This is a genomic window from Pontibacter harenae (assembly GCF_020907245.1).
GTDB lineage: Bacteria > Bacteroidota > Bacteroidia > Cytophagales > Hymenobacteraceae > Pontibacter > Pontibacter harenae.
Genome location: NZ_JAJJWH010000003.1, coordinates 40,499 through 55,488 on the forward strand (window position 1 = coordinate 40,499; position 14,990 = coordinate 55,488).

At 43.5% G+C, this 14,990-nt stretch carries 10 protein-coding genes; 5 read left to right on the forward strand and 5 right to left on the reverse strand.

The window, feature by feature from the left end:
- Positions 1–48 precede the first annotated feature (48 nt).
- Entirely contained in the window at positions 49–5,100 is a 5,052-nt protein-coding gene (porU2, locus tag LN893_RS02500; protein ID WP_229967965.1) for a putative type IX secretion system sortase PorU2, read from the reverse strand.
- An 11-nt stretch (positions 5,101–5,111) separates the two neighbouring features.
- Entirely contained in the window at positions 5,112–6,212 is a 1,101-nt protein-coding gene (locus LN893_RS02505) for a putative type IX sorting system protein PorV2 (protein WP_500797091.1), read from the reverse strand.
- Positions 6,213–6,484: 272 nt separating this feature from the next.
- Here LN893_RS02505 and LN893_RS02510 point away from each other — a divergent pair, with 272 nt between their 5' ends.
- Together LN893_RS02510 and LN893_RS02515 are read left to right on the forward strand one after the other, a co-directional pair.
- Positions 6,485–6,823 (forward strand): PadR family transcriptional regulator, encoded by a 339-nt coding sequence (locus LN893_RS02510; RefSeq protein ID WP_229967969.1) that lies wholly within the window; start codon positions 6,485–6,487, stop codon positions 6,821–6,823.
- 2 nt (positions 6,824–6,825) lie between these two features.
- On the forward strand, positions 6,826–9,375 hold the full coding sequence (locus tag LN893_RS02515; protein ID WP_229967971.1) for a PspC domain-containing protein: 2,550 nt from the start codon (positions 6,826–6,828) through the stop codon (positions 9,373–9,375).
- 235 nt (positions 9,376–9,610) lie between these two features.
- Here LN893_RS02515 and LN893_RS02520 read toward each other — a convergent pair whose 3' ends face one another.
- From LN893_RS02520 to mce, 3 genes are all read right to left on the reverse strand, one after another.
- The gene (locus LN893_RS02520; RefSeq protein ID WP_229968168.1) at positions 9,611–11,038 is read right to left on the reverse strand and encodes a CCA tRNA nucleotidyltransferase; all 1,428 of its coding nucleotides are present in this window, start codon (positions 11,036–11,038) and stop codon (positions 9,611–9,613) included.
- A 373-nt stretch (positions 11,039–11,411) separates the two neighbouring features.
- Complete coding sequence (locus LN893_RS02525; protein WP_229967974.1) at positions 11,412–11,984, reverse strand: L-threonylcarbamoyladenylate synthase; 573 nt, start codon at positions 11,982–11,984, stop codon at positions 11,412–11,414.
- A gap of 52 nt (positions 11,985–12,036) precedes the next feature.
- Positions 12,037–12,438: a methylmalonyl-CoA epimerase gene (gene mce, locus LN893_RS02530; RefSeq protein ID WP_229967976.1), complete on the reverse strand. Its 402-nt coding sequence runs from the start codon at positions 12,436–12,438 to the stop codon at positions 12,037–12,039.
- A gap of 112 nt (positions 12,439–12,550) precedes the next feature.
- On the opposite strand from mce, the gene LN893_RS02535 reads away from it, so the two are divergent.
- From LN893_RS02535 to LN893_RS02545, 3 genes are all read left to right on the forward strand, one after another.
- Positions 12,551–13,765, forward strand: coding sequence for an IscS subfamily cysteine desulfurase (locus LN893_RS02535; protein WP_304621756.1), 1,215 nt, complete (start codon positions 12,551–12,553; stop codon positions 13,763–13,765).
- A 123-nt stretch (positions 13,766–13,888) separates the two neighbouring features.
- On the forward strand, positions 13,889–14,302 hold the full coding sequence (gene iscU, locus LN893_RS02540; RefSeq protein WP_229967978.1) for a Fe-S cluster assembly scaffold IscU: 414 nt from the start codon (positions 13,889–13,891) through the stop codon (positions 14,300–14,302).
- A gap of 255 nt (positions 14,303–14,557) precedes the next feature.
- Entirely contained in the window at positions 14,558–14,884 is a 327-nt protein-coding gene (locus LN893_RS02545) for a HesB/IscA family protein (RefSeq protein ID WP_229967980.1), read from the forward strand.
- Positions 14,885–14,990: the final 106 nt, after the last annotated feature.

Consider the following 14,990-nt stretch of genomic DNA (forward strand, 5'->3'; position numbering starts at 1 on the left):
TAGTGCTCCTTCTTTGTTTATGTGATCGGGAAGTTTTTTATCTCAGCTTTACCTTAGAATATAAATCTTTCCGTAGCCATTTTTGAAGGATTTGTCACCGTTTTTATACTTGTGCTTCATATCCAGTTCATTGCTCATCACCACACGATAGAGGTACACACCATTAGCTAGTCTGTCGCCGTAGGTATCGGTCCCATCCCAAGCATATTCGGTCTTATTGTTGCCAATGCGTAGCGGCCCCAGTTCTTCTTTCATAATCTCCTTCACAACCTTTCCAGTTACCGTTAAGACTTGAATCTTGATCTCGTCAGGCACTTTACTACCCGTCAGCGTAAAGATGAAGTTGGTTTTGGTAGAGAATGGATTCGGGAATGGGTAGAAATTCGTAACTGTTGCATCGCCTTCCACCTCAAACCCTATTCTATAAGGTGCTATACCAGATGCCTTACCAGCCACATCTTTGCCACGCACTTCTAACGTATACTTACCATCATCAAGCTTCAGCGGCTTATACTCGAGCCTGAAGTCATTCTTTTCATCGGCTGGAAAAAACTGTACTTCCTGTGCATTGTTTATAAGGTCCACTTCCTGTTGTCCGTTTTCGGTTACCAGAATTATAGACATTCCTGAAGGGTTTTGAAGGAAGTTATGCTTATTTTCATCTTTCAGTGTAACACTGATCAGAGGGCTTGGCGAGACAAGTTCTCCATCTAATAAATGCCTACCATCGAAAGCCACATCCAGAATTGGATGCAACTTGGCCTTTACTTTGAAGGATACCTCATAAATATTATTGAAGTAGTGCTGCTCTAGTTGATGGCGTGGATTTACATACATGCTCAGCTTGTAGTTACCATCCAGCGTCAACGTAGACATCCTGAAATCAAAGAAAGCTGTTTTATTGCCTTCTAATTTCTCAATCTTAAAACGCGAAACAGTTGGTTGTATACCATCTCCAGTTAATGTCACCTCAACCAGCAGAGAATCGCCGAATGCTGATGATGTAACATTCTGAAAAGCCATCGGCACTTTTAAGCTTCCTTCGTTAGCCTGAGCAGACAATATTTGTTCATTCACCTCCACTAAATCAGGTCTGATGATGCCTTCTGGTGCCACATCATAATACACAAGCCACTGTTTTAGCTGTGGAGCTGTACGTGCAGTCTCATCTTCTACATAAGCGGAAAGGCGTAGGTTAGGGTATTCTGCCGCATCAATAAAAGACAAGTCAAAGGATTTTGCCTCCACATTTTCCTGCAGTACCTGCTCTTCCCCTGTTCGTTTTACACCCGTTACAGATAAGGTATATTTATCATCTCCACCACCAGCACGCTCAATATTATGGTGCAGCGAATCCCAATTTAAAGCAGGCCCGATAACTGATGAAGTTATAGTACCAGATGGCCTACCTGTTTGTATACTGGCACGCAGCACAACACTTTGCGAAGTTGCTGGCTCAGCTCCTGCCAACGAAGCAGTTAATTCCTGCGCTGTTCCTGGCGCTGCACCCTTCTGACCTACAATGGCAAAGGGATAGCCATTTTGCAAATCATTTATCAATTCAGAACCTATGTTGTTAAAGGCAGCTTTCAAGGTAGGTGAGAAATCATTGAAAGGCACATTGTTTACTGTCATAACCGCCACGTGATATCCTTGAGGCACCGCATTCAGAAAAGCCTCTAGTTGATTTCGTGTGGCAGGTTTCGTCATATCTGTAAACGTGTACAAATGAGGACTAGAGCTACAAGCCACCTGACCAGGAATATTTGTAACCTTTTCCAATCTGATGTTGTCAAACACAATAACGAAGATTCGAGAAAGAGTAGAACCTGTTGGGTTGCCACAGTTGAAGCTGCCCTGTTGCATCTCATTTATATACATCCCATAAGTCGGTTCAGCGTATCTTACTGCTCCACCTACTGTTTTAATATCAATAAACTGTTTAGTTGGTATAAACTCCCATTTTGAATTTTCATCCGATGCCTTCGTTATACCAACTGTCTGCGCTTTATCGAACTGCCCATAGTGGCTTTGAGACCATCCCTGGCTACTTCCAGGAATATACCTGAACGAACTGTTTGCCCACACAGTATCCTCGCCTGCAGCATAGTTCTGGAAACGTGCCCGCCAATAGTAAACTGTACTATCGTTCCCGTTATTTACCTGCGGAAGCGTTAATTCCCACATGGGTACAGTTGCATTCTCAGCCGTAAATGTTCTCTTAAGCGTGCTGTTAAATGCCAACGTGGTATCTATTTCAAAGTAAAAACCTTGCTTGTTTGTCAACACCTGCGTTGCCTGTGCCAACAGCTTTACATCCTTGGAACTAACTATTCCATACTCAGAAGGACTGATAGCCACAAGTCCACTTGCGGGAAAATAATGTTGAAAGCGGCCTATGTTATTGTCTTCCGAAAGTTCCGCAAAGCTCTGAGTATGGTCTAGGAATATTTCGAAGGAGTTCATACCCAAGGCTTCTAAGCCTCTGTTATCAAGAGGCAGCAATAACTCAGACGGCCGTAGGATAGGCTTTACTTTGATAGAGTCAGTAACAACAATGCTGTTATCAGGCAAAGTGCGTTTCACAGAAACATAAATAGAATCGGGAATTGCTTTGCCCAAATTATTCACTCGAACCGAAAGTAAGAAATTGTTGGAAGTGGCAGTCACCACCTCTCCACTCTCACTCCTCACATTCAGTTCATTATTTACAAATGCATAATCTGGCTTGTCAGGTGAATACATTTTTAAACCAGGATCACCTTGCAGCACCATTTGAGTAACCATGGCCACAGCCAAATCGCTGGAAGTAGCTCCCATGACCCTTCTTATAGTCTCCTGCTGAATTACACCTATGCTCTTCCCATAAAAGTTTTCATCCTGAAAGGCGACAGTATAGAAGTTAGCTGAATACAGGTTCAAGAAGTTTGGGTAACCACTCTCGACATGCGCAATCATGGCTATGGCTCCCTTATCTGGTGTTTTCAACCAATCCTCGCCAAAAGAATTGTTGTTTGGAATAAAAGCATCTCCTGCACTACAGCCATTCATTAACATGACAGGGTATTTACCAGCATTTCGATAACCATTTATTGGATCAGAAGCGGTTCCGATGTCTAAATCAGTAGTGCCACGTGAACTGTGCCCGAAGAAAGTAATTAAAGACACTCCCGTATTTACCTCATCAGACACATTTACCGCCTCTACTACTTCGCTTACGTTTTGCCTGTATTTCTCAATTACATTCGCACCCAGATAGGGGCCTTCCGCTATAGATTTATAGTTTGATAAATAAGCAGCAATTTGGTTTATCTCACTCGTCGTTTTACCTCCTCCTAATTGCAGAATATTTTTTCTCCAGGGTGCATTTGCAGGCAGCTTTTCATATTCTTTCACCTTATTCAGGTAATTCATCACTTCCAGAGGTGTAGAAACTGCTAACCGACCAGTAGGCACTTTAGGAACATGAGAGCCGTTTTTAAAATCTATCGTAAAAAAGAAATCGGATGATGGAGCAAGGCCCGTAGGCACTAAATCTATCTCTTGTGCTCTTTTATCGCGATTACCAACCTGATAGTAACTAAAAATATTCCTGCCTAAATAATTAGGCATATCATCCCCAGCATATTTAGATCCCTTACCTATGATGAATAACTGTTTAGGTCTCTCTGAAGTCATCATGAACTTCATCATCCGTCTGATGGCATTCGCTGAAAACTCACCATAATGAAACAGATTAATTACCTGATCTGTAGTTATCAACAGGGTATCATAACCACCACCTTCCTCAGAGGCTCTATATGCAGCATATTCCATCGGCGCCGCAAGATTCGAGCTACCTACTTTTTTCATTAGCCGCTTATTTGTCAGAACTATATAGTCATGTGCAGCTGGGTTTATCTGCCTAAAGGTCAACTGTTCTGCTTTAGCTACAGGTTTAAAAGGCTTGGCTGTATTAGCGATGAGCACCTTATGAGAATGTCCAGAATTTTGAATGATAAAACCTTTATTGTTCCCATTTATGTAGCCCTCTACTCTTAGTATCGCATCAGGGTTAGTCACATCATATGCAACTGCTGTTGCAGGAACACCTGCATACTCATAGTAGGGTGCTGCGCCGCGTAACGAGTCAGTGTAGAAGACAAGTTGGTTAGAACCAGAAGGAAATATCGTCCTTTGAGGAAATGTAAGCCTTGCATAAGCTAGACTTACCTGATTGGCATCTAAACCTCCTGGATCAGTCTCTAAAGTGATTTTATTAGAAGTATAGATTTCCGAAAACTCCACCTCCGTCTTTCCCTTGATGGCGTTATTGCCATAAAGTTCATAACGAGAGATAGGCCTCCTTGTACCACCTGTAGGTGGTAACTTTAGATTAACCGCAAAAAGATGCTGAATAAGGTTTTGCGTACCAACAGCAAACTCCAACTGTGGCTTTGGGCCAGTAGTCACCACATTCGTTATACCTGTAAGGTCGTAGGCTTTAGCATTTCTGGAAGAATGAGAAAAATACCCTTCCCCCAAATCTAGCCAGGGCATGCCATTCTCTCCATACCTACGTCCAAGATAGTACCGTTCGGTCATCACAAGTTGCACCTTCTGCAAATGATAAGGTTCTGGGGTTTTACCGTTCACAGCTGGATTCTGCTCACGCATACGCTTGCCGCCAGCAGGCGAGTAGGTAAGAAAATATGCTGCTGTATCAGTATATAAACTATAAAGCTGATGCACTTGGTCAGCAGGGTCTTTATACAGTTCCCTGTCCAGTGCGCCATCGTTCTTCTCTCCAATAAACTCAATATAGTCAGTAACATCTAAGCGACTGTCCTGCTCTCCTGCCACATAAAGAGGAACTTCCTTACCTCGTCTAAATAATTGGAAATGCTTAGGGTTAACAGCAGCAAGTCCTAAGCTATCCAAATAGCCATAGCTCAGACGGTGAAGACCTGTGTTTACAACCTTTAACTTGTAGTATACTTGTTTATAATTGATCCACTCGTTGCCGTATACCTCCTGCGCGCGCAGGTTTTGAGCTGAAAAGAAAACTGATAGCAACACGAGAAGAGATATAGCCCACTTCCCTAAAATAATTTTACGCATGGATGCTTTGCTTAATTAAAAGAGTATCCTAAAGACACAATTACAGAGGAGGTGTTTCCATTAGAGATAGCATTGCTCTCCTGATCATTTATGCGCGATAGCGCTAAATCAAGGTTAAAGCCATTCGTGAGGAAACCGATGCCAAAGTTTGGCTGAAACCTTTTCGCCATACTTCCATCAAAATTCCTTGTCTCCTGATAGTTGTTGATGCCTCCGCGAATAAAAACAGTTTTAGCATAGGCCAGTTCCAAACCTACGTGCGGGTCAACAGACACAACATCAGATTGTAGAAATACATTGCGTCTGCCGTCGAAGGTAAAGTCGATATCTGTAGCCAGAAGGGCCGTGAACTTTTCGCTGAAGTTGAAACTTTTGCCTACTCCAAGCACCACACGGGGCAGAGTGAGTTCGGCAGTATTCTCGGGGATGTCATTCCCCGTCTGCAGATAGGCTTCCTCTAATTCTTCTACATTATGTGTCCAGGCGGTAAAGGTGGTGGTGATGTCTTTTGCCATCAAACCAAACTGCCAGGTGCCGCGCTGCAATTGTGTACCTGCATCAATGCCAAAGCCCCAGGCATTGGCAAACGCACCTACATTTCTGTAAATCACTTTTGCGCTAGCGCCTAAAGTCAAACCCTCAACTAGGTTACTTTTGCGGGCGTATGATAGCAGCATGGCATAGTCAGCTACAGAAAAGAAGCGGATGCTGTCGTACTGAATGTAACCGTACTCGTTCTGCAAGCGGCGTGTATCGGCTATGTCGTCTACCCCAAGCCTCATAACAGAAACTGCCAACGCACTCGATGAATCTAGGGGCATGGCAAAACTACCAAAGTCGCTCTTGGCGATACCTGCAAATAGTTCTGAGTGCATAAGTGCCACATTATATTTGTTTGGCAGCCTCAATAAGCCAGCAGGGTTCCAGTAGCCTGCCATAGCATCGTCAGCTATCGCCGACTGCACATTGCCCATACCTAGAGCCCTGGCACCCACGCCTATGTTCAGAAATTCGTTGCTATACTTTGGCGTAGAAACCTGCGCAGTGGCGGTAAGTCCACTTAACAGGAGCACGACTACCAAGGTACACCTCAGGGTAAATTTTACCATCATTTGAAGATATAAAAGAATATTTTAAACTAAAGAAGGTACTTCTACTACAAAAAAACCTCTCCTGAACAACATTTTTGGAGCACTAACATCCTCAGAGGCAGATTAGTTGACTTAGCACAAGTTTTATCTCAACGCGAAAATACATAATAAACAATACAATTTCTTTAACGGCTGTTTCATTGCAAAAAATTATCCTCAAATATTTTCCTTACAGTACCTTGCTTTACATAGTACCTTCTATTATATTTGTCTTATTCTTAAAGCAAATCATCATGAAAGTAGAAAACACACAAGTGCAGATGCGGAAGGGTATTCTGGAATTCTGCATTCTGGAGATTATCTCTCGTGGTGAAGTATATGCGTCAGATATGTTGGAGGAGTTAACAGCGGCTAAAATGATCGTTGTGGAAGGCACTTTATATCCTTTGCTCACCCGCCTCAAGAACGCAGCGCTTCTGGACTATAGCTGGGTAGAATCCACCTCTGGCCCCCCACGAAAATATTACACACTTACTGATACAGGCCGCGAATTCTTAGAACAGCTTCGTGCAACCTGGAGGGAACTTGTAGACTCCACAGAACACATTATCCAAAACAAGAAAGCTCAGTAACTATGAAAAAGAATATAAGCATTAACCTACAGGGCATTATCTTCCATGTTGAAGAAGATGGATATGAGCAACTGAGTCGGTATTTGGCTTCCATCCGCAAGTACTTCTCCCATTACGAGGGGCATGAGGAGATTATAGCCGATATCGAATCCCGCATTGCTGAAATCTTTTCCACGCGCCTTTCCCCTTCTAAACAAGTTATTTCGCAAGAAGATGTAGTGGCCTTGATTACGCAGATGGGCGATGTTACAGACTTTGAGATACTGGAACCGATGGAGGAAGAGATACCGCACTATAGCTATAGCACAGGAGGGCCTGAAACAGCAAGCGCTGGTGCAAATGCAGGAACAGGCACGGGAACAGGTGCTTTTACAGCACATGCTGGCCCTAAAAAGCTGTACCGCGACATATATCGCAAAGTAATAGCAGGTGTTTGTGCAGGAATCGCCAACTACTTAAACATTGATGCTCTCTGGATAAGGTTGTTTTTTGTATTTCTGGTAGTGCTGGGCATTCTTTCGGCGGGTTTCTCCACAGCAACTGGCATAGGGCTATATGTTATACTATGGATAGCCATGCCCCAAAGCGCATTGCTACCTGAGACTACTGTTAAAAAGCTGTTCCGCGACCCAGAGGATAAAAAACTGGGCGGTGTGGCAAGCGGCATAGCAAAGTACTTCGGCACTGATGTAACCGCAATCCGTATCTTGTTTCTGGTTTCTGTATTTCTTGGCGGCTTCGGAATTATCACTTACATCATACTCTGGATTGCTGTACCTGAAGCTGTAACACTTACAGAACGGATGCAGATGCAAGGTGACCCAGTAACGTTGGCAGGCATAGAGCGCACCCTGAAAGATAACCTGAACATGAAGGATAGCAATGGCCAGGAAAGCACATTCGCAAAGCTCATTCTGCTACCAATACGCCTTTTTGCCCAGTTGTTTGGTTGGCTAGGCAGAACGGTAGGTCCACTGCTCACCTTTTTAATTACGCTTATAAGAGTTGCCGCAGGTGTAATCCTGATAGTTGTTTCAGTCTCCTCTATCATAGCTTTAGTTGGTGCCTTTCTGGCATCGTTGGGTGTTATCAATACAGAGTACATTGTTTTAGGTGATTATCCGGCCTCCATTCTTATGGAGGGCTTTCCCTGGCCTGGCCTGGCTGCAGGCTTTATTGTAGGCCTTATCCCGCTTCTACTTCTGTTTGTACTAGGAGTTTCGCTTATCAGAAATAGATTTTCCTTATCCCCAATGGTAGGCTGGTCTATGTTTGCTGTATGGTTGGTGAGTTTATTTACTGTTATAGCAGTAGCAGCCAGCTATGCTCAGAACTACAGGCAGACTGGTGAATATGAGGCAATCAGTTCATTTGATGTGGCTGCTTACGAAACAGTTACTCTAGATACTTATAATGTTAACCTCGACTACGACCGTATTTACATAGATGTACAAGACCACAGCGGCGCCAACATCCAAGTTATCAAACGTGTCGAAGCCAGGGGCAGAAATGAGGCAGATGCACAGCGTAATGCACAAATGGTAAGTTACAGAGTTATACAACGTGATTCAGTCTTACGATTCGATAGCAATTATCAGTTCAAAGAAGGAGCCGCGTTCAGAAACCAAGAACTGAAAGTAACGCTACTACTGCCAAGAGACAAAAAGCTTCGCCTGACAAGAAGTTTTGTTTACATGCTACCTAGCGCAACCTTCGACCGCGACTATAGCACGGGTACAATTGTGCGTAATACCTGGCAAGTAAAGGGCGATATGCTGGAATGCATTACCTGTGCTTCTGATACCCTTAATAGCGAAGAGGAGCGAAATACTGTCAACAGGAATAAAGACGATAGCGATGATCCTAACATAGAATTTATAAACCAAGGCGGCAGCGTAGTTTTAGATAAGAGCGACTATAGCAGTAACAGTCAAACCTTCGACTACACTAATTTCAATCAGGTTATTGTCCGTGGGCCGTACCATGTTCAGCTGAGACAGGGTAATAGTTACAGTGTACGAGTTAGAGGAGAAAGCAGAGACATTAGAAACATACGCACAGAGCAAGACGGACAGGAAATCTCTTTCATCACCAAAAGAAGTAAATTCAACTTGATGGATAACAACACTCCTGTCCTAATAGAAATTACAGCACCAGACATTAGCAAGATTGAATTAAGCGGAGCCGTCAAAGCCGATTTAGGAACTATCGCTGGAGACGAGCTGGAATTAGATCTTTCAGGTGCAACAAACACCTCCGTTAATGTAAGAACACGAACTTTTAAAGTAGACATCGCAGGTGCCTCCTCCTGTTTCTTTGCTGGCACCTCCGATAGCTTTGAACTGGATGCTGCTGGTGCTTGCAACATTAATGCAGATAACCTAAAAGCAAAAACAGTAGACATTGAAGTAGCTGGTTTTACATCGGCAAGTATTTATGCCACCTCTACCCTGCGTGCCGATGCTGCTGGTGCTAGCAGTATAAAATACAAAGGTTCGCCAGATAACGTAACCGTAGACACATCTGGCCCTAGCAAAATTACTAGGCTCTAAGGCTTAAACTTCTACTAAAAATTCAGGCAGGTTGATGAGTAAAATTACCCTTCAACCTGCCTCCCTCCTGCTACTAGTACAAAATAAAACTACACCTTTTCCCACAACCGCTTCGCCTGAAGCGAAGAGAGTTAAGTAAGTGGTAATAGCCACACCTGAATACTTTTAGGACAACTAATAGATGGCGTTCCTATACTACATCTAAAATACTGGCGTTTAAAATATCGATTTAAGTTTAGTTGTTAGTTGAGTTTACCTGGCGAAGCCCTTTCTCCTTTCCTCTCTCCAGCAGAAAGGCGAAGGCTTCGTCAAACTCATTCTTCACTTTGCCTTCCAATATTGCCTCAGTCAGGATGTGCTTCAGGTCGCCCACCATCTTAGACGGTTTCAAATCGAAAGTTTCCATAATCACCTCACCTGTAATTACTGGCTGGAAATGGCGTAGTTTGTCGCTTTCCTCTACCTCTACCAGGCGCTTCTCCACCTTATCAAAGTTCTGTAAGTAGCGTTTTACTTTGTTATCGTTTTTAGAGGTGATGTCGGCGCGGCAGAGTTTCATCAGCGCGTCAATGTCGTCGCCAGACTCGAACAATAGCCTGCGGATGGCTGAATCGGTTACAGTGTCTTTTACCAGTGCTATCGGGCGCAGATGGAGCTTCACCAGCTTCTGCACAAACTTCATATGCTCGTTCAGGGGCAGCTTTAAATCTTTAAACAGCTTTGGTACCATGCGGGCACCGCGGTCTTCGTGACCGTGAAAGGTCCAGCCCACTTTAGGGGAATAACGCTTGGTGTCTGGCTTGGCAATGTCGTGCATTATGGCAGCCCAGCGCAGCCATAAATCATCTGACACTTCGGCCACATTATCCAGCACCTGCAGCGTGTGGTAAAAATTATCTTTATGCGAGTTGCCGTTTATCGTTTCCACTCCGTGCAGCTCTGTCATTTTCGGGAAGATAAGATGCAGCAAACCAGAGGCAAACAGCAGCTTAAAACCATACGATGGCGTTGGCGACAATACAATCTTATTCAGCTCGTCTGTTATTCGCTCCTGCGATACAATTTTAATCCGCTCTTTATTGTCCATGATAGCATCAAACGTATCAGGATCAATATCAAAGCCGAGTTGCGAGGCAAAACGGATAGCGCGCATCATACGCAGCGGGTCGTCAGAAAAAGTTATACCAGGCTCCAAAGGCGTTTTCAGCACCTTGCGCTTCATATCCTTTATGCCATCAAAAGCATCAATCAACTCTCCGTAGCTGCCTTTGTTCAAGCTTATACCTAAGGCGTTGATGGTAAAGTCGCGGCGTTTCAGGTCATCATCCAGCGTCCCTTGCTCCACATCTGGCTTGCGGGAGTGCTCTCGGTACGATTCCTTGCGTGCCCCCACAAACTCTACCTCCCACTCATCTGCCCGTAGCATGGCCGTTCCAAAATTCTTGAAAACAGTCACTTTTGGCTTATGCGGCAGCTTCTCGGCTACCAAGGCAGCCAGCACAATGCCATCCCCTACACATACTACATCAATATCTTTGGAAGGTCGATTCAACACCAAATCACGCACAAAACCACCAATTACGTAGGCATCAACGCCTAGTTCGGCCGCAGCTGCGGCCACTACTTCAAAAACGGGGTGCTCGGGTAGTTGTACTTTCTCCATCATTCAAAATAAACTCCAGGCCTTTCAGAGACACAAGCATCAAGAATTAAGACACAAGACTTTCTAAAGTATAGTTGTGCAGCATGATAAGGTTACAAACTGCCATACTTCACTTTGCCTGAAGCACAAAAATAAGGAGATATATTTAAAGTGCAGGAGAAATGCGGATTCGGGGATGGAGCAATGTAGAGATTTGGTAATTGAAGATGATTAATTTATAAATCAGAAACAGATAGGCTGCGTCAGATTTGATCTCACAGTGTCTTTCAAACCTGTGAGTGTTATCTGAACAGCTTTTGGCTCCTGACGCTCCCAAAAACTGCGCACGCTGCGTAGTCCTTTGTCAAAAAGTCCTTTGTCAATAATATAAGCCTTAGCCCCTCAGCACTGTTTGCTCTCCATTGGCTTCAAATTTGATGATGCGCGAAGGTGTTGAAGTCATGGCATCGTCCTGTCGCAACGGCACGATATAATCTACTCGCTTTTTTATAGTTTCTGAAACGTCAGCAAAGGTTTTAGGAGATGGCTCGCCGCTGATGTTGGCTGAGGTAGAAACCAAAGGCCTGTCGATTTGCCTGATCAGGCGATGGCAAAAAGCATCGTTTACGATTCTGATGCCTACTGTACCATCTGCTGCCAATACCTCTTTGGATAATTTTTGGGTATCGCTGAAAACGTAGGTCGTAGGTCGTTCAGCCTTCGCCTGCAATTCCTCAAAACCAGTGGGCAACTGCTTTACATACCGCTTAAGCATCTCTAAATCTGCCACAAGCAAAATCATCGCTTTCGACTCCTCCCGCTCTTTTATCTTGAAGATCTTACGAACAGCAGCTATATTAATAGCATCACAGCCAATGCCCCACACAGTGTCGGTAGGGTAAAGAATTATATTACCATAAAGCAGCTCCTCTTCTGCGGCCTGCACTGCTTTTACCAGTTCACTCATTTCTTAGGTTATTGATGTTAGTCTTTGTCTATCAATTATCAAACTTTGGCAGTTATTTTATCTCCTGAGTCAGTTCTATCAGCACACCATTGGCGCTTTTGGGATGCACAAAGCAAACCAATTTATTGTCGGCTCCTTTTTTAGGTGTTTCATTCAGCAGTACAAAGCCTTCGCTTTTCAGGCGCTCCATTTCTGCCAGTATATCGTCTACTTCAAAGGCAATGTGGTGTATGCCTTCACCTTTCTTCTCAATAAATTTACTGATGGCGCTGTCAGGTGTTGTACCCTCCAAAAGCTCTATTTTAGTATCTCCTACTTTGAAGAAAGAAGTGTTCACACGCTCCGATTCAATATATTCAGATTTGTAAGGCTCTACGCCTAGTAACTTAAAATAAAGTCTGTTGGCCGCACTAAAATCCTTTACAGCTATACCTATATGTTCTACGTTCAGCATTTTGAATTTGTAATTAGTCTAAGTAACCTTTTTTTATTAATTTTGCGACAATTCAAAACTAATAATTTCATCTGTTTGTTTATAAACAAGAACGAAAGAGATAAAAAAAGCTATGCTGAATTTCCCTATATACTTAGATAACAATGCCACTACGCCACTAGATCCGCGCGTATTGGATACCATGATGCCTTACCTGACAAACATGTTCGGTAATGCGGCATCTCGTAATCATGCCTTCGGCTGGCAAGCTGAGGAAGCCGTTGATTATGCACGCGAGCAAATCGCTTCATTAATTAACTGCTCTCCAAAAGAAATTATCTTTACTTCTGGTGCTACAGAGTCTGATAACTTGGCCATAAAGGGTGTTTATGAAATGTATGCCTCTAAAGGTAACCATATCATTACGGCTACTACAGAGCACAAAGCGGTTTTAGACACTTGCAAGCATATCGAAAAAATCGGTGGTAAGGTTACATACCTTTCTGTAAACGAAGAAGGTCTTATCGATTTGAAAGAATTGGAAGAAGCCATCACCGATAAGACAATCCTTATTTCGATTATGTATGCCAACAACGAAGTTGGTGTTATTCAGCCAATCCGTGAAATCTCTGCTATTGCCAAGAAGCATGGCGTGCTGTTCTTTACAGATGGTACACAAGCAGTAGGTAAAATTCCTGTGGACGTAGAAGCTGACGGTATTGACCTGATGGCTTTCTCTGGGCACAAAATGTATGGCCCTAAGGGTATAGGCGCACTTTATGTTCGTCGTAAGAACCCACGTGTTAAAGTTACTGCTCAGTTAGATGGCGGAGGACACGAGCGTGGCATGCGTTCTGGCACACTAAACGTACCTGGCATTGTTGGCCTTGGTAAGGCTTGCGAAATTGCAAAGCAGGATATGGAACAAGACACTGCTCGTATTGCCGCTATGCGCGACCGTTTAGAGAAAGAACTTCTAACGATAGAAGAATCTTATGTGAACGGTTCACGTGAGCACCGCCTACCACACGTTACAAACATCTCCTTTAAATATGTTGAAGGTGAAGGCCTGATGATGGGTGTGAAAGATATTGCAGTTTCTTCTGGATCTGCCTGTACTTCAGCCTCTTTGGAGCCATCTTACGTATTAAAAGCATTAGGTCTTAGTGATGACCTGGCTCACTCTTCGCTACGTTTCGGTTTCAGCCGTTTTACAACAGATGAAGAAGTTGATTATGCCATCAACCACGTAAAAGAGGCCGTTGCCAAACTTCGTGAACTCTCTCCACTGTGGGAAATGTTCAAGGAAGGTATAGACCTTAACTCAATTGAGTGGGCAGAACACTAAAAATCTAAATTAAAAATTAGAAATTAGGAATTAGAAGTGGTGCTTGAAGTCTCTTTCTCTAATTCTTAAATTCTAAAATTAATTTCTAATTCATAATTTTTAATTTCTAATTAAACAAAAGCTATGGCTTATTCAGATAAAGTAATCGATCATTATAACAACCCACGGAACGTAGGTACGCTTGACAAAGCAAAAAACACTGTAGGTACCGGCCTTGTGGGTGCTCCTGAGTGCGGCGACGTTATGCGTCTGCAGATTGAAGTTGATGAGAACCAAATCATCACAGATGCAAAGTTCAAAACTTTCGGTTGTGGTTCTGCTATCGCTTCTTCTTCGCTTGCTACTGAGTGGTTGAAAGGCAAGTCAGTTGACGAGGCTTTGGCTATCGACAACATGGCTATTGTAGAAGAGTTGGCTTTGCCTCCAGTAAAAATTCACTGCTCTGTTTTGGCTGAAGACGCTATCAAGTCTGCCATCAACGACTACAGAGTTAAGAATGGCTTGCCAGCACTAGAGCTGCCTAAAACACATCACTAAAACTTAGGCTCTAATGGGCCTGAGAATAATGTGCATGGTTAGAAGTGCACAATTCGAAAGCAGATTGTGCACCACTTAACCTTAAGCGGTAGCAGTCTGCTTTTTGAATTCAGGCACAAAAGCAACCTCAACTTCTAATAAGTACAGACTTAGCAGGTAAGGAAGAGATTGCTCTTAAATAATTTATGGATGAGGCTTGAACGCTAGCATAGTTATTGCTTTAGTGTTTGTGATAGTCTCTTAACTATAAGCATTATGATAACAGTATCAGACAAAGCAAAAGAAAAAGTTGTGAAGCTGAAGCAGGACGCTCAGTTAGACGACTCCTTCCGTTTGCGCGCTTCTGTTGCAGGCGGCGGTTGCTCTGGCCTCTCCTACAACCTCGACTTCGATGATGAAGTAAAGCCAATGGACCAGGAGTTTGAAGATAAAGGCGTAAAAGTAGTTGTTGACATGAAAAGCTTTTTATACTTAGCTGGCACCGAACTTGATTTTTCGGATGGCCTGAATGGTAAAGGCTTTTTCTTCAACAACCCTAATGCATCCCGCACCTGCGGCTGCGGCGATAGCTTCTCCGTATAGAAAAAGATATTTAAAAACGCGAAAAGGCAGCTATTGATAGCTGCCTTTTCGCGTTTTATAGCCTATGTTGGTCCTAACACTGCTAGCTACACCACCTTTTATCCCT